Raw genomic sequence first — 19,114 nt, forward strand, 5'->3', positions numbered from 1 at the left:
TTTCCGATTCAATGAACGTCGATGTGTGCATCTTGGCGCGCCAGCCCCTCATAAACAACTACACAAATTATTGGACGCACATAATTGAATGTTATGCTTTCCAAGCAATCGCCTCGTTCGTGGCGTCCGTTCAAAGCGCTCTCCTCTCCTTTAGATACCGGTGGTCTATTCACCATGTCACTCAATCCAAGACAGCTCGAAGCCTTCCGTAAAGTCATGTCGACAGGCAGCATGACGCTGGCGGCGGAACTGCTGGAAATCAGCCAACCCGCTGTCAGCCGATTGATCAGGGACCTGGAAACAGCGCTATCTATCCGGCTATTCCGGCGCGAAGGCAACCGCCTCATCCCCGGAGCAGAAGCCAGGCGGCTTTTCCGAGAGGTAGAGCGTTTTTATCAGGGCATGGAGTCGATCGAACGCGTTGCGCTTGATCTCAAAGCGGCGCGGGTCGGCAACCTGCGCGTCGCCACCATCAGCGCATTGGGATTGGGATTTATGAGCGAGGGTATTCAGGCGTTTTCGCAAGCCCATCCCAAAGTGTCCGTCTCCATGGACGTCTGTCCATCACAGGACGTACTGGAATTAGTGACAGCGAATCAAGTCGACGTTGGCTATATCGGCTTCATGGGCACGGAGTACCCAGGCGTCGATGCATTCCAGCAAGCCTCGGTCGCAGCAGTCTGCGTACTTCCCCGAGGCCATGTGCTTGCTCGAAGAAAAGCCGTGCGCATCACGGATTTGCACGACCAGCCGTTGATCTCGCTGCATTCGAACAGCCCCCTTCGCCTACGTGTCGACATGGCGATGGCCTCGGCAGGGGTACGATGCCGGCACGTCATGGAAACGACGTTCGCGCACTCGGCCTGCAGTCTCGTCGCGTCAGGGCTAGGGATTACCATCTCAGATCCCTTCACCGCCACCCAGCTGCGGGATCCGCGTATCGTCTGTCGGCCACTCGTTCCGGATATTTACTATACGTTCTCGATGGTCTTGCCATCACATCAACCACGGTCCAAAGTGGTCAACGATTTCATCGGCGCGATGAAGGTGCTTTTCGACAAAAACTTTCCTGCCTCGGACAGTTGACTGCCGTTCATAGGGGGTTACGCGATACGGAGGCATCCATTGATTAACACCGGCGTAGTCAGGCCGTTGAAAGAAAATCTCTGTACTATTCGCTGCGGTGCAAAAAAGTCCGCGACTCGCATACTTTTCCGTCATCGTTGGCGCCGCCACATTCCGGCGTTTGCCTTGTAATCATTTATTCATAATGGTTTCCGCGATTTTGTCATTCGAAATCGCACAGGCATAGTTCGTTCTCGGTCGCGCCAATGAGGAGCATGTTGCTCCCCATTTTTGTGCAGCACACCAGGATACGTCCTTTAAATGTTTCCCACCCTGTCGTTGTTGATCTGGGTGCCCATCGTGGCCGGCGCGCTTGTCATGGCGTTTGGTAACGACCGGCACCCCAATGCTGTTCGCTGGTTGTCACTCATTGCCGCTTGCGTCAGCGCGCTCCCTGCCATCCCTCTCGTACTAGGTTTCCAGCGGTCGGCCGCCGGTTTGCAGTTCGTGGAATATGCGCGCTGGATCCCGTCATTCAACGCCGCGTGGCACGTGGGGGTAGACGGGATCTCGCTGTGGATGATCACACTCACGGCCCTGACGACGATCGTGGTAGTGCTGGCATCATGGCGCACGATCAACTCACGCATGGGTGCCTATTACGGCAGTTTCCTGGTGCTCTCGGGCCTGATGCAAGGCGTATTCTCGGCACAGGACGGGTTGCTGTTCTTCGTGTTCTTCGAGGCCACACTGCTGCCGCTATACCTGCTGATTGGCGTGTATGGACGTCAAAACCGCAATCACGCCGCGATCAAGTTTTTCTTTTTTTCGTTCACCGGCTCATTGATGATGCTGGTGTCGGTGCTTTATTTTTACTTCGAAGCAAAGAGCTTCGATCTGGCGAGTTGGCATGCATTGCAATTGCCGTTTGGCGTACAGATCGCGCTGTTCATCGGTTTTCTCGGTGCGTTTTCCGTAAAGGTGCCCATGTGGCCGGTGCATACCTGGCTGCCCAACGTTCACCTCGACGGTCCAACCGGCGCCGCCGTCATGCTCGGCATGCTCAAAATGGGCGGCTATGGCCTGATGCGTTTTAACCTGCCCCTGCTGCCCGATGCCAGCCATTATCTGGCGCCGATGATGATCGTGCTCTCGCTGATCGCCGTGGTCTACGCCAGCATCGTCGCGCTCATGCAGACCGATCTGCGCAGGCTGTTGGCCTATTCGACGGTATCCCACATGGGCCTGGTCACGCTGGGCCTGTTCATGTTCTCGGATATGGGCACGGCGGGCGCCGTCATGCAAATGATCTCGTACGGGATTGTCTCGGGCGCCATGTTGCTGTGCACGGGCATGCTCTACGATCGCACCCACAGCGCGACGATCGACGCCTATGGCGGTGTCGTGCAGACCATGCCGAAGTTCGCCGTGTTCGCAATGCTGTTCGCGATGGCCAACATCGGTATGCCGGGCACATCGGGTTTTGTCGGCGAGTTCCTGGTGCTGATGGCGGCGATTAAAGCCAATTTCTGGATCGGCGCCATCGCGGCCCTGACCCTGATCCTGAGCGCAGCCTATACGCTCTGGATGTACAAGCGCGTGATCTTCGGCATGGTGACCAATCCTCGCGTTGCAGCACTCAAGGACCTGAGCCGTCGCGAATTCGCATTGCTCAGCGTGATGGCCCTGCTCGTGCTCGGTATCGGCATCGATCCCAAGCCCATTACCGACGATATTGATGTTTCGACACAGTACCTTGTACAAAGTATGGAAGAACATCGCATCGCCCACGTCGAAGACACGTGGATTCATGGGCCGCATATTGTTCCCCGCAGTATTGCGAAGCGCCCTGGTGCGACGGGTTAAAGTTTGAACGACGACTCATAGAGCCACTACACTAACGCTCTATGACTCAGCCATCTACACCCCCTACACCGAACCGCAAAAAACGCATAGGCTTTGTCGCTTATGCATGCTTTGCGATCAGCCTCGTGTTCGTTGTCCTGGGCATAGGCATGATCCGGGATGGGGCCGAAGCGGGCATCCCTGTCACGCTGTTCTTCGGGATGTGCGCCGCGATTTTTGTCTTGCAGATGTGCCCAGGACTGCTGCAGCGTGACACGCGGACTGCCGCCTCGCTGCTGGCCCGCTATCCGGGCCCTGTCGTGCTCAGAACCACCACCATCAAGCTGCTCGTGTGCTCGCTGCTATCGGCGATCTTTGGTGGGGTGATCCTGTGGATGCTGCTGAACGACACGCTGGCTCTGATAAAACAATTGATCCTCTGGCCTGGCGCCGCATTTTTTCTGTTCGGTTCGGTCATGCTGCTCGTGCGTGCCGCCAGTGGTGGCACCACGTTGCATTTGAACCGTGACGGTTTCGAAATGAAGTCCATCTGGAACACCAAGAAAGTGCACTGGCAAGACAGCAGCGAGTTCACGGTGACCAGCATAAATCACAAACTGACCAAGCTTGTCGCGTTCGATGATACGGCGGTTGCCAGTACCGGCATGGCCCGGCTCAACCGGCACATCATCGGCCACCATGCCGGTCTGACCGAGACATATGGACTGACCCACGAGGACTTGGCCGAGCTGCTCAATGCGTGGCGCGCCCGAGCGTTAGCTCAAGACGCGATTTTTACGCGCTGGCCCGAGAACAAAATGCCTCGCGATCACGAGCCTTTTTAACCTCAGAACCGATACATCACCTTGAGTTGTCCGGCATGGCTAGTGGTCTTGCTGGACACTTCGCCGTCATACTGCAACCGGAAATCCAGCCCCGACTGGTTGTTGACCTGCAGCCCCACGCCAAAACGTCCGATCACATTGTCGCCAGGCAGTGAGGTCGTAAACCCGTCGCTGCCTGCCGGAGCGCCTTTGAAACGCGCCTGGGCATCCCATGAGTCATCGCTGAGGAATGACGCGCCTGCGTAGGCATAGGGCCGCATGGTGGCGCCCTGTGGCAGGTCCACTCGTCCGCCGATTTCCAGCATCGGCGACAGTCCCACGACAAACTGATCGCTGCTATCCACATGCAGACTCAAGGGCCCTCCCGATTCGGTGTAGCTGGGCATACGTGCGTAAAGCGCATCCAGGTCCACATAGGGCTTCAGATAAAAGCGCTCGGAAACGCCGATGTGGCGCGACACGCGCAGGCGCATGCCAGCACTGTAGACGTCGGGGCTGCTGCTGGCTTGGCGGTCGTAACCGTCGATGCCGATGGTGCGATCCAGATCGTACGACCCATAACCGCCGCTGATGGAGGCCGCATACACCCACGGTCCGTCCTGGTGCTTCAGCACGACGCCTGCATAACCCGCATCGCCGCTGCCGCCCATGCGGCCATTGTCTGCACGCAGGCTGTTGTTCTGATAGGCCACAGATCCGCCGATGAACCAGTCCGGGCGGAATTCATGTTGCCCGCCGACTTGGTAGGTATTGCTGTCGAACGAGTACCCCGATGTGCCGTCGGCCTCATCCTGGTCTGAGGTACGCCGTGAGACCTGACCCCAGAAACAATCCTGTTCGCGCCCGTCAGTGCCTGTGCGCTCCATATCGCGGCACGACATCATTGCACTGGCGAAGTTCGACATGCCCGCCATCATCTGCACAGCTGGCGCCAAGGCCACACCCGGCGACAAACCATCCAGTTGGTCCCGATAGGTCCCTGCCCCTTGACTCGATGCGGTGTTCAACGCAGCAAACAGTGGCGCCATCTCTACATTGCCGCCACGATCCCAGATGTCTTGCAGGTGACCGGCAACCGCACGCTGATTGCGTGCCAGCCCCTGGCTGGCAGCATTGAAGTCAGCGCCCTTGACCGAGACGCGCTGCTGCGAGCCCACTTGACGCATATCGAAATCAAAAATGGGCGTGTCACTGGCTTGCAACGTGCCGGCCGACGTGCCTTGCACATCAAGCAGTGTCAGCTCGCGTCCGGGCAGCAGACTGGCGGCACTGAGTTCTACCTTTCCATCCAATACTGCATTGCCTTGCACTGTCATGCTCGTGGCTCGCATGTTGGCAAAATCGACCGAGGACACCAACACACCCGAACTGGCTTGCGTGTAATTGCCCGCCACGATCAGGCGGCCGAACGAACCGGCTTGCGTGCCGTTGTCAGCCATGGCCAAGCGGGCAGACGATTCGGCAGGCGGGTTCACGATCAATTGACCTGCGTTCGTCACGTTGGCTTGATAGACCGCCGCAGCCGACATTTTGCCGGCCGGTGCGTTGGCGACATCACACGCGCCCGCCGAGCTGCAATACACGCTGCCCAACAACAGGCCGCTGTTCTGGATGGCCAGACCTGCCTCGCCGTCATAACGCACCGCCGTGCCTGATAGCGCGGACACCTGGCCCGCATTGTTGATGATCAGGGAGCTGCGGTCGGTGGCGTTGCTGCTGATCCAGACACCGGCGCCATTGCCCGAGCCGCCTGCGACGCTCCCGTCGACAGTGACCGCGACCGTACCGCCTTGCCGGTATGCACCTTGGCTCTGGGCAAAAACACCCGAGCTGCCATCACCACTCGCGCCGACCGTACCGCTGACGTTCACGGTCACTTCGCTGGCCCGATTATCGGCATTGTCCATCGCCGCGCTCACGCTGCCGGCAAAGCCGCCTTGCGCGGAACCGGCCAATCCGCCGCCGCCACCGATGGATTGGGCAACGACTCCATGGGCGTTGTTGCCGTTCGTAAAGATCCGGTTCTGCACCGACACGCCGACCTTGCCGCCGCTGCCTGTCACGTTGGCTCCGCTGCCTGCCCAGGCCGCACCGTCCAGCGGCGATATGGCCCGCCCCAGGTCTCCGCCGATGCCGCCGCCCCCGCCGACCGATTGCGCCACGACACCGTGTGCGCCCGTGCCATGGGTGTTGATTTCGCCACCGGACAACGTCACCGATATCTCGCCGCCGTCGCCCCAGGTGCCTTCGCCCCCACCCAGGCGTACCTGGCCTGGATCGGCAGCCTGGCTGACACTGGCAATGCCTCCACCTCCACCCACGGATTGCGCTATGACGCCGACCGAGCCACGGCCATACGTTTCGATAGTAGCGCCCGTGTCCAGCGTAACGTCGCCTCCACCGCCACCCGTAGGAGCGCCTGTGGCGCTGCCATCGGCGCCCAGTACGAGTGACCGTTCAATGAATAGATCGCTGGGTGGCAGCGTATCACTATTGATCACACTGCCCGCCATGCCACCGCCGCCACCGACCGACTGCGCCACCATGGCATGCGAGCCGTCTCCCCAGGTCTGGATCGTGCCATTGGCCGACAGATTCACAGTGCCGCCGTCCCCCCCTGCGCCATCAGCCAGACTGCCCAGCGAAGCCCGCACGCCGATTCCGGCTTCGCCTTCTTCATACGTGGACTGCAACGTGCCGAACGGGTCGGTCACCGCAGCCATGCCGCCCCCACCACCGATTGACTGCGCCGCGATACCGTGCGAGAAAGCGCCGCCGGTCACGATGTTGTAGTCACCCTGGATCGCGACGGCACCACCATTGCCACCGTCGCCCCCCGCACCACCCAGCGTCAGGCCGAGATCGAGCTTGAGAGAGTGAGGGTTCCCTGCATCTGGATCGCCCATCGAGCCAATGCCGCCACCGCCGCCCACCGACTGCGCCACCAGGCCAGTCGCCATGTCGCCGCCGGTCAGAATGTTGACAACGGAACAGTCGTTGCCCGTGCAGGCATTTACCGTTCCTCCATCGCCGCCGTTGCCGCCCATGCCACCGACCGACAACGTGAGGACGAGCGATTCGCGCAATGGCGTACCGCCGGAGCCCATGGTCAGCCCGCCCGCCCCGCCGCCACCGCCTATCGATTGCAAAGCCACACCATGTGCGGTGTCGCCGTAGGTCTGGATCCAGTTGCTGCTTGTCGAGCTAAAGCCCACATCGCCGCCGTTATTACCGTCGCCGCCACCGCCGCCCACACCGGCACCGATGATGATCCGCCCCTTTGTTGCCAGTGTGCCGGTGCCGCCCTGGCCGCCCCCACCACCGATCGACTGCGCCAGCACCCCATAGGCACCGTAGCCCTGCGTGCCGATGTCCGCATTGCCGCCCAACGCCACCAGGGCCTGGCCGCCCTGGCCGCCTATGCCACCCTGACCGCCCACGGAAATATTCACGTCCAGCCAGTTCTCGTAAGTCGAAGCAATGCTGGCCCCGCCGATACCGCCGCCCCCGCCTATGGATTGCACCACAAGGCCGTCCGCATAATCACCTGACGTATAGACGCCGCCATCTTGATACAGGCTGGATACCGCGCCATCGCCACCCTTGCCGCCCGTGCCGCCAACCTTCACGGCAAGCGTGCCATTGGCGACCACGATGTCGTGATCCTGGTGGGCCTTGTATACATTGAACAGGGCGTCCAGGATGTCGCCGTCATCGGCCCCCAGCGATCCGCCNACACCNCCNCCGCCGCCGATGGATTGCAGCAGCACGCCGTCACTGTCGCGGCCGTTCGTGTAAATATCGCCCATATTGCTCACGGTGACCGCCGCCCCCTGGCCGCCTTCGCCACCGCTCATGCCAACGCCCACATCGAGGGCCACGCCGCCGGGCAACTCTTCGGTCAATTGACCATCCACGCTCAGATAGACGTCGGTGCCCTGACCCGTACCGCCACCGCCGCCCACGCTCTGCGCGACGATGCCACGCGCGCCGGAGCCATCGGTGGCAATCAGCACGCTGTCATCCGTGTTCACGTAGACCGCGCCGGCGTCGCCGCCTGTTCCTCCTTTCCCTCCGACTGAGATCAACGAGTTGACGCTAAAGGCCACCCCCGTCTCCTTATCGAAGGAGTACGCATTGGCCGAGCCGCCATCACCGCCGCCGCCGCCGATCGACTGCGCCAGCACACCGTTCGAGTAGTCCCCGGCGGTCTGCACGACGGTTTGGCCAACGCCATCCCAATCCCCCAGATTGACGCTCACGTCCTTGCCTTCACCGCCCACGCACGTCTCGTTGGCATCGCGGCATTGGCCGCCAACAACCGCTTCTGCCTGGATATTGATGCTTTGCAGACCGATAACGGGATTGAATGAAAAAGCGTGCGCCGATCCGCCGTCGCCACCGCCCCCGCCGATCGATTGCGCCAGGATGGCGTTCGAAAATTCGCCCTGGGTGCTGACTGCGGAATCCCAGACGTCCACGGCAACGTCGCCGCCGTCGCCGCCCTTGCCACCGTGTCCTCCCACCATGATCAGGTTTTCCCAGCTCACGGCGGTGCCGATCTCTGTGAAAATGATGCCGATCACCACACTGTGATCCGTCACACTGCCGCCTGAGCCGCCACCGCCGCCGATCGATTGCACGGAGATCGCCGTGGAGTCGGCGACCTTGTTGCCATCTGCCTCATCGCCCGGGCCACGCGTTGTGATGGAAGAGTTGCCTATTCGAGCCGCGACTTTGCCGCCATCGCCACCGTCCCCACCATTGCCACCCACACCGATGACGAGTTGCCCCTCGATGGCGAAGTTGGCGCTGCGGATCCCACCGCCCGTGCCGCCACCGCCGCCGATGGACTGCAGCGCCACGCCGCGTGCAGCGCTGCCGGACGTATCCACGGCGAGGTTTTCCCAGGAAAAGCCGATATCGCCCGCGTCCCCGCCGTCACCCGCGCGCCCGCCTACCAAAAGAGAGAAGAAATCGAATCCTTCGTGCACGATGTCGCCGCCGGCGCCACCACCACCGCCGATGGACTGCGCGAGGATGCCGTGCGCATTCTCGCCCGACGTTGTGATCGACGCCGGACTTGTGCCGGAAAAATTGATCGTGCCGCCATCGCCGCCTGAATCGCCTGCGCCACCGACCCCCAGTGAACCGGTGACCCCGAAATTCAAGCTGCTGCCGCCGTTGCCGCCGCCGCCGCCGATCGACTGCGCGATCACGCCATAAGAAAAATTACCCTCTGTCCAGATCGTTCCCAACTGCCCTGTCGAACCCGATTCGCCGCCATCGACATGGACGTCACCGCCGTCGCCGCCCGCCTCGCCAACGCCACCGATGGTGATGATGCCAACCTCGCCGCTGGCATTGCCGCCACCGCCGCCTATCGATTGCCCGCTCATGCCTGGCGCAGCATCGCCCAGCGTAATGATCGACCCGGCGTTCGACAGGTACACCGTACCCCCATTTGCATCGTCGGAGCTCTCTCCGGGGCTGCCCCCGACCGACACCAATCCGAACGACACGCCGGCATTACCGCCGCCGCCCCCGATGGCTTGTGCGCTGACCCCAATGGAGCCATAACCCGTCGTGGTGATGCCACCGGCATTACTGGTCACAACTGTGCCCGCCTGACCGCCCACACCGCCATCGCCGCCGACACTGGCAATGATGCCTGTGCTGATGCCGCCCGCACCGCCGCCGCCTGCGTTCGATTGCGCATCGATACCAAAGGCCCAGTCACCGTCCGTGCGAATGTTCCCGGCGTTGTAGACGCCCACGTCTCCAGAAAGGCCGCCATCACCGCCCTTGCCGCCGGAGCCGCCCAGAATGGCGTAGAAATCGCCCCCCGTGCCGCCCCCGCCGCCAACAGACCAGGCCGCGACACCCGTGCCGTGGGTACCTGTCGTTTCGATCGAGGCCGCCGAGTCGATGTTCACCGTCACGCGGCCGGCATCGCCGCCGAACCCGGCGCCGCCAGGCTTGCCCGCCAATGCGAGAGAGTCTTCTCCATCGCCACCGAAGCCGCCTTTGGACTGGGCTTGTATGCCGACCATGCCGTCGGCCGTGGTACGCAAAACGTAAGGCGCCGCACCTGGCGCCAACGTCACCGTCACGTCGCCTGCATCGCCGCCCTCGCCACCGCTATGATCCTTCTTCGGCGCCTCGCCACCCTTGCCGCCCTCGGATACCGCCTGCACGATGGCGCCCGATGCGATGGGCACGTCGATGCCGATATCGCTGGCGACTGTGACATCGACCCGGCCACCGTCACCCCCCGAACCGCCCTGGTTCGAGTTGTCTTCCGAGCCATAGCCCTCGGCGCCTTCGGAGGTGGCACGGATGCCATATATCGACACGTTGTCGCCGGTCGTACCGTCAAGCGACAGCACACCAGCCTGGTGGTCAACGCTCACGTTGCCGCCATCGCCCGCCTTGCCGTTGCCATAGCCGCCGTCGCCGCCTTTTGATTCGGCGCGCAGGATCGCGACCTGGACACCATCGTGAACGGTCAGTTTCTCGCCGACACTGCCTGCCAGGGCTGCACCGGAAAAATAGAACGAGCCCCGGTTAGTGATGCTGACCTCTCCGCCATCGCCGCCGGTACCGCCATACTGGTCGCCGAACACCGACGAATTCTGGTCCCCGCCGTCGCCTCCCTCGCTAGTGGCGTAGATGCCGTACATATGGCTGCGAATCTCGCCCGCCACACTATATTCGCTCCCGTCGTACGTGTGCACTTCGGCGCGGCTTCCCATGCCGCCATCGCCGCCATAGGTGTTGTTATTGTTATTGCCGCCATCGTCATCGGTATCGTGCTTTTCGCCATCGCCGTGGCCGCCCAGGCTGGCGGCAAACAGCACGGCATCGACCTGGCCCAGCCCGTCGTTGCTGTCACCCACCACCATCTGCACTCTGCCGGCGCTTTCCAGCCGCACGGTATTACCATGCCCGCCATCGCCCTCGTCGTGCCCGTCGCCGCCTTGCGAGATGAGATACATGGCGCCCGGGACGTTGGACAGCGCGGTTCCGCCGACCACGGGATCCAGGTTGAAATTGGCGCCATGGTCCAGCAGTTCCAGCCTGGCTCCGTTCTTGCCGGATCTGTCGCCATCATGCGAGCCATCATCACCCCGATAGGCGAGACCCTCTTTGTCGTCATAAACGGCGCCCTGATCCAGTTCGAGGCATGCCGCATCGGGGCTGCACACCATATCGTCGGCACGCGCCGTCAACGGACCGAAGGCCATGCTCAGGCTCATGGTCAGTAACGTCTTGCGCATCAATCGATGACCTTTGCGGGCGTGTATGGACAACATGTCGGACTCCGGGCATAGTGGGTCCGGCAGAACCTAACAAGAAACCTCACGGTGAACCATTTTTTTTCGACGAAACCGCTGATTGGCTCGACGAATCCGCTTGCGGCCACCCACAGACGGCACGTCCCCACACCAATCAATGCGCATGCGTGACGTCCTGATAGCGGCGTACGGACGCAGCGCCTCGAGAGCCACAAGGTAGAATCGATACGTGTTCCACCTTGACGGGCCACCCTGCCCGTACCCTCATTAATGACCCTCGGCCAGAATCTCTTGCTGTTGTTGGGGCTGCTGATCGCGGCGGCATTTTTCTCTATTGCCGAAATCGCCATCGCCGCATCGCGCCGCCTGCGCCTGCGGCAGCTCGCCGAAGACGGCGATGCCCGGGCCGAAGAAGTCCTGCGCGTACAGCAGCAGCCTGGCCATTACTTCACGGCCATCCAGATTGGCGTCAATGCCCTGGCCATCCTGGGCGGTATCGTGGGCGAGGGCATTTTCAGCCCGACTTTCTCGCAATTTCTGAGCCAATGGCTGTCGCCCGACATGTCGGCATCGCTGGGCTTTGTCGGCTCGTTCGTATTGGTGACCTCACTGTTCATCATCCTGACGGACCTTATCCCGAAGCAGGCGGGCATGGCTGAGCCGGAACGGTTCGCCTTGCGCGTGATCGGGCCCATGCGCGTGCTGGTGCGCATTTTTTCGCCTCTGGTCTGGGTATATTCACGCAGTGCGGAATTGCTCATGCGCATGCTGCGATTGCCGACGCGCCGTGACGAACGCGTTACCTCGGACGACATTCTGGCCCTGGCCGAAGCAGGTACACGTTCGGGGGTCCTGGCGCGCGGAGAGCAACGCATCATCGAAAATATCTTCGAGCTCGATACGCGCACCGTCTCCAGCGCCATGACACAGCGTGACCGCATCGCCTGGTTCCCACAAGATGCCCCCGAAGACATCATCCGGGCGCGCATCGCCGAAGAGCCTTTTTCTACGTATCCCGTCTGCCGCGGCGATATCGATCATGTCGTGGGCTATGTGAATACCCGCGACCTGTACCAGCGGCTATTGAATAATCAATCGATCGCACTGACCGACAGCAAACTCATTCACAAAGCCCTGGTGGTGCCTGACAGGCTCACGCTGGCAGAAGTGCTGGAGCAGTTTCGTCAAGTGGGCGAAGATTTCGCCATGATCGTCAATGAATACAGTCTGGTGGTGGGTCTGGTCACGCTCAACGATGTCATGAGCACCGTCATGGGCGAACTCGTATCGCCGTGGGACGAAGACTTCATCATTCAACGCGATGACAATTCATGGCTGATCGACGGCGCTACGCCCATCCAGGACGTAGGCCGAGTGCTGGGTATCGAAGAGCACCTCAATGGCGACGAATACGAGACGCTGGCGGGCTTTCTGATGGATGTGCTGCGCCGCGTGCCACGCCGCACCGACGTGGTGTCCCTGGGAGGCTACAAGTTCGAGGTCATGGACGTGGACACTTACCGCGTGGATCAGGTGTTGGTGACCCGTGTCGCAGCACCAGCACAGTCCGGGGCAAGTGCCGCAGGGCAATTGCCTGACTGACCTTTGACTTAAAAGCGATGGCGGATACCCACGCTGGCCTGTCTCCGCTCGTTATCTTCGCTCGTATTCAAATTGCGTGTCTCGCTATGGTTATAAAAAACGTACAGGTCGGTGCGTTTGGACAAATCATACTGATAGCCCACCGCATAACCCTTGATCTTCGAGTTTGTCGTCTGCTGCCATGACGCCAATAGTGCCCCTGGCCCCACGGGCACACGCACACCCGCCGTCCAGGCGACATCTTTGTCCACGTTTCTGGCGGGGCCCTTATTGGCGTCACTGATACGGCCTGCTCCCGCGTAGATGCGTACGACCTCGAAATCGTAGGAAGCGCCCAATTGCCAGTTGCTGGCGTTGCGAGCGGATCGACGTTGATCCGCATACGAATGCTCATAGGTCAACGCGGCACGCAACGGTCCGCGGCCGTATCGCACACCTGCTGTGACCATGCGATCGTTGTTGCCGGTGCCGAACTCTTCGTCACCGTTGATCGCGAAGCTATACCCCACGGCAGCCTCGAATCCGCTCACTTTGGGCGAGCGCCACATCACCATGTTGTCGGCAATGCCACTAGCGCCAAAATCGCCATCGTTGTAGCCAAACGTGGTGCCCAATCCCGATCGCGACCAGGCGATCGAGAACGGCGTCGCCACGCCGCCCCATTCCCGGCCCAGCACCCATTGACGGCCCAAACGTATCTCGCCCAATGTGTTGCTTGCCAAACCAACGTAAGCCCAGCGACCAAACAAACGACCGGACTGCGCCGCCATACCGGTGTCGGCATCGAAACCGCTTTCCAGCTGAAAAATAGCCTTCAAGCCATTACCGAGATCCTCTTCTCCCTTGAGGCCCCAACGCGAGCCAGATTCATTACCGCTGTTGATGCTCTGCGCCGATCCCTTGCTCTCATCGTAGTCGTACATATACCCCAGGTCGATCAGGCCATATAGCGTCACACTGCTTTCGGCCTGTGCCGCAGCTGCCAAGCCGGCGGTGCCAAATACCATTGCTTGCACGATCTTTATCGCAGTTATTTTCATCGTCTTCTCCTCCGTTTAAAAATCTCGGGCCGTGCGCGTGCACAGCCCCGCCCCGGCCGGGCTGGCCAGGACAATATCTCCTATGAATACAGCGCTAGTGCTTGGTGCAGCCGGTCACGCGGGCGGCAGCGGCAGCTGCCATCTCATCATTGCTATGTCCCGCATCAGCGACATGCTCCAACCGCCAGGCAAACGTCGTATTGCGCTGCTTCGCCAGTTGCTGTGCGTGCGCGTAAAAGCGCTCGCCACGAACCTTGCGATTCTGGCCCTGTTCCTGCGCGCCGTCAGTCTTGCGCATCACCCCTGCCTTGTGCACGTCGGCATCACCCAGCATGAGCATCAACGGCGCGGCCAGATAGGCGTCGGTCTGCTTGTCGGCCACATCGGGAACGTCGCGCAGGCCATAGGGCCAATCGGCGGTGGTGTCGGGATACGTATACCAGCCGGAATTGGCAGCGATGATGCGACAGGCCAGGCTGTTCGGCCGGAACAAGGCATAACGGTGCGCAAACTGTGCACCGGCGCCATGACCATATAGTGTGTAGCCGTCTTGGGCCGTGGATTCGCGCCGCGCAAAATCAGTAAATACCGCATCGGGCAGGGAGAAACTCCATTTCGCCGGAAGATTACGTTCGACGGGTTTTGCCTTGCCAGTGATTTCCTGGTGCGATACCGCGTGAAACACGTTGCCCAGGTTGTAGCCATTGGCGCCCGGATAGGCCTCACGAGTAAAGAGCGGGGCCAGGACCATCAGGTTGTGCCGACGTGCGATGTCGACCCAACCGTCGCGATAAGTTTGCGCGTTGCGCTTGATACCATGCAGCAGCAACACCACCGGCGTGTTGGCGGTATAGCCGTCCGGCTTGAAGTAATACACCTGTACCGATTGTCCGGTATCGGCATTACGGAATTCATACTCACCCGCCCCTGCAGCGAGCTCAGCGCGCGCGACGCCTGCCGTGCATAGCGCAATCAATACCGCGATGATCGATCGTTTCAAGTTTGTCTCCTATAGCCACTGCGCAGCGCGGCTGCCGCACGTTTTTCTTATGGATGTCTCCGAGGTCTTCTGGCATCCTATCGCTGTTGAATAAACCGATTATTCGAATTAAGTGATGATGTCTTCGAAATAGTGAAACATCCATCCCCCTCCGACCTACGCCATGAATCTGAAATCGCTGCGTCTGTTTCGGCTGATCGTGCTGCACGGCTCTCTAGCCTCGGCAGCCGAGCGCCTGCACCTGAGCCAATCCGCCGCCAGCCGCCTGATTTCCTTGTTGGAGGACGAAATCCACCTGAAGCTGTTCACGCGCGCGCGCCGCCGCCTGCTCTTGACTCCGGAAGGCGAATTGTTCTTCCAAGAGGCCGAGCAAATCCTGATGGGAGTGGATGAAATACCTCGCATCGCAGAGGATATACGCAGCAAAAATCGCGAAAAATTCACGCTGGTCACCTCTGTTCCCCTGGGAACCTGCCTGGTATCGCCCGCGATCAGCGACATGCGGCGCCAGGATCCCGATTTTGATTGCCGTATTCACATCGAGGGCCGCTTCGAGATCGAAAACAAAGTGGCGCGGCGACGTTACAACCTTGGGCTGATCTCATTGCCCATCAGCAACGCCATCGTCGAACTGCACGTCGAACCCGTATTGCAAGTGCGGATGGAGGCCCTGTTGCCACGCCAGCACGCCTTGGCCTCGCGTGAAGCCATCCGCGCCGAAGACCTGCTCGACCAGCCTATCGTATCGCTGCAGCCCCACCAACTATGGCGCCGCCGGCTGGACGACATCTACGCCACGGCCGGCGCCAAACCGCGCATATCCATCGAGACGACCTCTACACTCATGGTGCAACAACTGGTGCGCGACAATAACGGCATATCGATCATGGACCGCACCTGCGCGCGTCTGTTGCCGACCGACAGTGTCGTATTCCGCCCCATTACGCCCGAACGCTGGGTCACGTACGCCTGCATATTTCCGCCGTCGGGCCGGCCACCATTGGTCGATCTCTTTCTCGATTGCCTGAGAGCCTATGTGCGCCGGCTCTGCCGCGAGGACGCCGAAGCGGCGCCCAGTTTTCGCTTGCTCAAACCCGAGGAATCAACCTAGCGACGCGATCTACGCTACGCGCGGTGCGATATCCGTGGCCAGGTTGCGCGCCAACGCTGCCGCCCGTAAAGCAATGTCCCGACTGTTGCCCGTGTAGCGCGCGGGATCGAGTGCCGCCGTGATCTGCTCCCGCGTATAGTGAGCGGCGATGTCAGGTTGGCCCATCAACACATCCGCCAGCGAACTGCCATCGCGCCTCGCCTCGCGAATCGCCGCATGCACGCGATCATGCGCATGCTGACGGCCCAATGTCGTCGCCAACACCATCATCAAATGCTCGGAAGCAATCACATCGGCCGAACGTGCCAGATTCTCACGCATACGGACAGCGTCGAAGCGAATCAACGCCAATAGATCGTCCAGCCTGACCGCCACGTCATAGGCCAATGGGCAAGCCTCGTCAATAAGGCCATACAACTGTTGATTGGTGGCAGAGTCGCCTTCGTGGCTGGGTTGACCCGCCTCAAGAGCCGGAGCAGCCAGGGCACGCAACTTCGCCGCCCGCGCAATCAGGCTGACCACATGCTTGGGGTTGTCTTTATGCGGCATGGTGCTGCTGCCCACCACACCTTCAGGCAAGGCCTCGGCGATCTCGCCGATCTCGTCAGTCATCAGCGTGTAAAGCTCGTTACCGATGCGCGAGCAAGTCATTGCAAACAGCGACAGCACCAGCACGTACTCGCAAAACGGATCCAACATGGCGCGCGAGTGCACCAATGGGCTGCCCAACTCGAGACGCTCGGCCATGGCGTTGGCCAATTGCACGCCATCGGGTCCGAACGTGTGCATCGCGCCGATGGCGCCGCCAAACACCAGCGAGAACGTGCGAGGTTCAACTTGACGCAGCCGTTGCACACAACGGACCAACTCCTCGATCCAGCTGGCGACCTTGAATCCGAAGGTGATGGGTAACGCGTGCTTGCGATTGGTGCGGCCCGCCATCACCACGTCGGCACCGGTCTCGGCCAGCGCCGCCAACGTTTCCAGGCTACGGCCTATGCGTGCCAGCAACAGGCGATGCACACGGCGCATCTGCAGCACTCGCCCACCCAGAATGATATTCTGCGTGGTTCCACCCCAATGCACGTAACCGCCGGCCTCATCACCGCAGGCATGCGCCAGGGCATGCACAACTGACAACACCGGTGCCATCGTACGCTGTATGTCGGCGCGCAGGGCGGGCAGGTCCAAGTGCGCCAACGTGGCGTGTGCGGCGATATGTTGCGCATGCTGCGCAGGAATCAACCCCAGACTGGCCTGCGACAGCGCCAACGCAGCCTCGATGTCCAGCCACGTTTGCCAGATCTGTTCGGTAGAGAACAGATCCATGACAGAGCTCGGCAACGTTTCGCCATGACTTACAGCGTGATTTTTTTGTTGTGGCGCGGCATCTGCTTCAGACGAAGCACCGCCATCGTAAGAACCCGCGGCAGGTATCGCGCTCATGCCACTGCCTCCGTGAATGCGCGTTCCAGCGATGGCACTGAGTCCAGCAGCAGCGCCGTGTACTCGTGCGCGGGCCGCGTCAATACAGTGCTCGCCAGCCCCTCTTCTACAATGCGGCCGCCGCGCATGACGACAACCCGGTCGGCGATCTGACGCACCACGCCAATATCATGAGTAATAAACAACATGGACAATCCAAACTCCTCTTGCAGATCCTGCAACAGATTGAGTATTTGCGCTTGAACAGACACATCCAGCGCCGACGTAGGCTCATCACATAGCAACAGTTGCGGCCGCAGAATAAGCGCGCGCGCAATTGCCACGCGCTGACGCTGGCCGCCCGACAGTTGTCCGGGAAAGCTGTTGATCACACGTTTCGGCAAACCTACCCGCTCCAGCATCCGTACGACCTGTGCGCGTCGTTCGGCGGCTGGCACGGCGCCATGCAATGCGAGCGGACGAGCGACGATGTCGCCTACCGGTCGGCGTGGATTCAACGAGGAATAGGGGTCCTGAAATACGGGTTGCACCAGCCTCGCACGCGACTGTGGCGACAGTGTCCCTATCTCCTGCCCTCCCAACCTGATGCGCCCTTGATCGGGCTCGTCCAGGCCAAGCAGAATGCGAGCCAGCGTGCTCTTGCCCGACCCGGACTCTCCCACCACAGCCAACGTCTCGCCCCGCCCTACCTCCAACGATGCATGATCGACGGCTCGTACGGTGAACGGCTGGCCGAACAGGCCTTTGCGTTGGGTAAACGTGCGCACGACATCGCGTGCCACCAACACTGAGTCTGATTGAACATCAGCCGCAACAGAGATACCAGCCTCCACAGGTGCCATATGCCCATCACGAGACATCACGTTCTTTTCGACCGGGTGCAAGCAGCGGTACCAATCGTCATCGATCCCGCGTTGTGTGGCCGCGATGTCTTCGCTGCGGCATTGCGCATCGGCCCACGCGCAACGCGGCGCAAAAATACACCCTCGCTGTGGCCCGATCAACGATGGAACGATACCCGGAATGGCGTTCAGACGGCTGCCGCGAGCACTTTTCCCGGGCGCGCAGCCCAACAAGCCATGTGTATAAGGATGACGCGGATCACTCAGCACAGTACGAGTCGCACCAGACTCCAGCGGCTGTCCGCCGTACATGACCATCACGCGATCCACGGCATTGGCCACCACCGCAAGATCGTGCGTAATCAGGATCATCGCCATGCCGAGGTCTTGACGTAATTCGGCCAACAGATCCAGTATCTGCGCCTGCACGGTCACGTCCAGTGCCGTCGTCGGCTCGTCGGCGATCAGCAACTGCGGCTCGGTCATCAGTGCCATGGCGATCATCACGCGCTGACGCTGCCCACCGGATAATTGATGTGGATAGCTGCGCAAGCGCTGCACAGGATCGGGTACCTTCACGCGGTCCAACAGATACAACGCACGCTCGCGAGCCTGCCGAGGACTGCTGCCATCGCGAATCATCAGCTCGGTCATCTGCCGTTCGATCGTATAAACCGGGTTGAGCGAGGTCATGGGTTCTTGGAAAATCATCGCAATACGGCGGCCCGCGATCTGCGCAGCAAAACCCGCATCAGACAATGCCCCAAGGTCTTCGCCCTGATAGCGAATGGCGCGGGCAGACAGTTCTGCGCCATCGGGCAACAGGCGCATCAACGCCAACGCCGTCATCGACTTGCCCGAACCGGATTCGCCCACGATGCCCAATGCCTCCCCGCGCTCCAGCGCGAGACTCATGCCGCGTACCGCATGCAGCGGCCCGCCAGACGTGGGCAGCGCGACATTGAGCCCCTCAATCTGCAATAACGAATTGGTAGACATATTTGGATAGTTCCCCAGAAT

At 60.9% G+C, this 19,114-nt stretch carries 10 protein-coding genes; 5 read left to right on the forward strand and 5 right to left on the reverse strand.

The window, feature by feature from the left end; translation table 11 throughout:
- Positions 1–174: 174 nt before the first annotated feature.
- The 3 genes from ACNA0I_RS19965 (at position 175) to ACNA0I_RS19975 (ending at position 3,755) form a co-directional block, all read left to right on the forward strand.
- Complete coding sequence (locus tag ACNA0I_RS19965) at positions 175–1,086, forward strand: LysR substrate-binding domain-containing protein (protein WP_415807782.1); 912 nt, start codon at positions 175–177, stop codon at positions 1,084–1,086.
- 300 nt (positions 1,087–1,386) lie between these two features.
- A complete protein-coding gene (locus ACNA0I_RS19970; protein ID WP_415807783.1) occupies positions 1,387–2,931 on the forward strand; it encodes a complex I subunit 4 family protein in 1,545 nt (514 codons plus the stop codon).
- Between the two features lie 41 nt (positions 2,932–2,972).
- Positions 2,973–3,755 (forward strand): hypothetical protein, encoded by a 783-nt coding sequence (locus ACNA0I_RS19975; RefSeq protein WP_415807784.1) that lies wholly within the window; start codon positions 2,973–2,975, stop codon positions 3,753–3,755.
- A gap of 2 nt (positions 3,756–3,757) precedes the next feature.
- Here ACNA0I_RS19975 and ACNA0I_RS19980 read toward each other — a convergent pair.
- On the reverse strand, positions 3,758–7,489 hold a 3,732-nt coding region (locus ACNA0I_RS19980; protein ID WP_415807785.1), incomplete at its 5' end, for an autotransporter outer membrane beta-barrel domain-containing protein.
- A gap of 3,834 nt (positions 7,490–11,323) precedes the next feature.
- Here ACNA0I_RS19980 and paeA point away from each other — a divergent pair.
- On the forward strand, positions 11,324–12,655 hold the full coding sequence (gene paeA / locus ACNA0I_RS19985; protein ID WP_415807786.1) for a polyamine export protein PaeA: 1,332 nt from the start codon (positions 11,324–11,326) through the stop codon (positions 12,653–12,655).
- An 8-nt stretch (positions 12,656–12,663) separates the two neighbouring features.
- Here paeA and ACNA0I_RS19990 read toward each other — a convergent pair whose 3' ends face one another.
- Together ACNA0I_RS19990 and ACNA0I_RS19995 are read right to left on the reverse strand one after the other, a co-directional pair.
- Entirely contained in the window at positions 12,664–13,695 is a 1,032-nt protein-coding gene (locus tag ACNA0I_RS19990) for a porin (protein WP_415807787.1), read from the reverse strand.
- Positions 13,696–13,789: 94 nt separating this feature from the next.
- Positions 13,790–14,695, reverse strand: a complete 906-nt coding sequence (locus ACNA0I_RS19995) for a hypothetical protein (protein ID WP_415807788.1) — start codon at positions 14,693–14,695, stop codon at positions 13,790–13,792.
- 163 nt (positions 14,696–14,858) lie between these two features.
- On the opposite strand from ACNA0I_RS19995, the gene ACNA0I_RS20000 reads away from it, so the two are divergent.
- Entirely contained in the window at positions 14,859–15,806 is a 948-nt protein-coding gene (locus ACNA0I_RS20000; RefSeq protein ID WP_415807789.1) for a LysR family transcriptional regulator, read from the forward strand.
- Positions 15,807–15,815: 9 nt separating this feature from the next.
- Here ACNA0I_RS20000 and ACNA0I_RS20005 read toward each other — a convergent pair whose 3' ends face one another.
- On the reverse strand, positions 15,816–17,135 hold the full coding sequence (locus ACNA0I_RS20005; protein WP_415807790.1) for a lyase family protein: 1,320 nt from the start codon (positions 17,133–17,135) through the stop codon (positions 15,816–15,818).
- A 113-nt stretch (positions 17,136–17,248) separates the two neighbouring features.
- On the reverse strand, positions 17,249–19,093 hold the full coding sequence (locus ACNA0I_RS20010; protein WP_415807791.1) for an ABC transporter ATP-binding protein: 1,845 nt from the start codon (positions 19,091–19,093) through the stop codon (positions 17,249–17,251).
- Positions 19,094–19,114 lie beyond the last annotated feature (21 nt).

Source organism: Bordetella muralis (genome assembly GCF_965139205.1).
Classification (GTDB): Bacteria; Pseudomonadota; Gammaproteobacteria; order Burkholderiales; family Burkholderiaceae_B; genus Bordetella_A; species Bordetella_A muralis.

What these genes read in the sequence shown, in the direction of transcription:
- ACNA0I_RS19990 (WP_415807787.1), bottom strand. Translation starts at nt 13,695, where the DNA reads ATGAAAATAACTGCGATAAAGATCGTGCAAGCAATGGTATTTGGCACC.
- ACNA0I_RS19975 (WP_415807784.1), top strand. Translation starts at nt 2,973, where the DNA reads ATGACTCAGCCATCTACACCCCCTACACCGAACCGCAAAAAACGCATA.
- ACNA0I_RS20005 (WP_415807790.1), bottom strand. Translation starts at nt 17,135, where the DNA reads ATGGATCTGTTCTCTACCGAACAGATCTGGCAAACGTGGCTGGACATC.
- ACNA0I_RS20010 (WP_415807791.1), bottom strand. Translation starts at nt 19,093, where the DNA reads ATGTCTACCAATTCGTTATTGCAGATTGAGGGGCTCAATGTCGCGCTG.
- paeA (WP_415807786.1), top strand. Translation starts at nt 11,324, where the DNA reads ATGACCCTCGGCCAGAATCTCTTGCTGTTGTTGGGGCTGCTGATCGCG.
- ACNA0I_RS19970 (WP_415807783.1), top strand. Translation starts at nt 1,387, where the DNA reads ATGTTTCCCACCCTGTCGTTGTTGATCTGGGTGCCCATCGTGGCCGGC.
- ACNA0I_RS20000 (WP_415807789.1), top strand. Translation starts at nt 14,859, where the DNA reads ATGAATCTGAAATCGCTGCGTCTGTTTCGGCTGATCGTGCTGCACGGC.
- ACNA0I_RS19965 (WP_415807782.1), top strand. Translation starts at nt 175, where the DNA reads ATGTCACTCAATCCAAGACAGCTCGAAGCCTTCCGTAAAGTCATGTCG.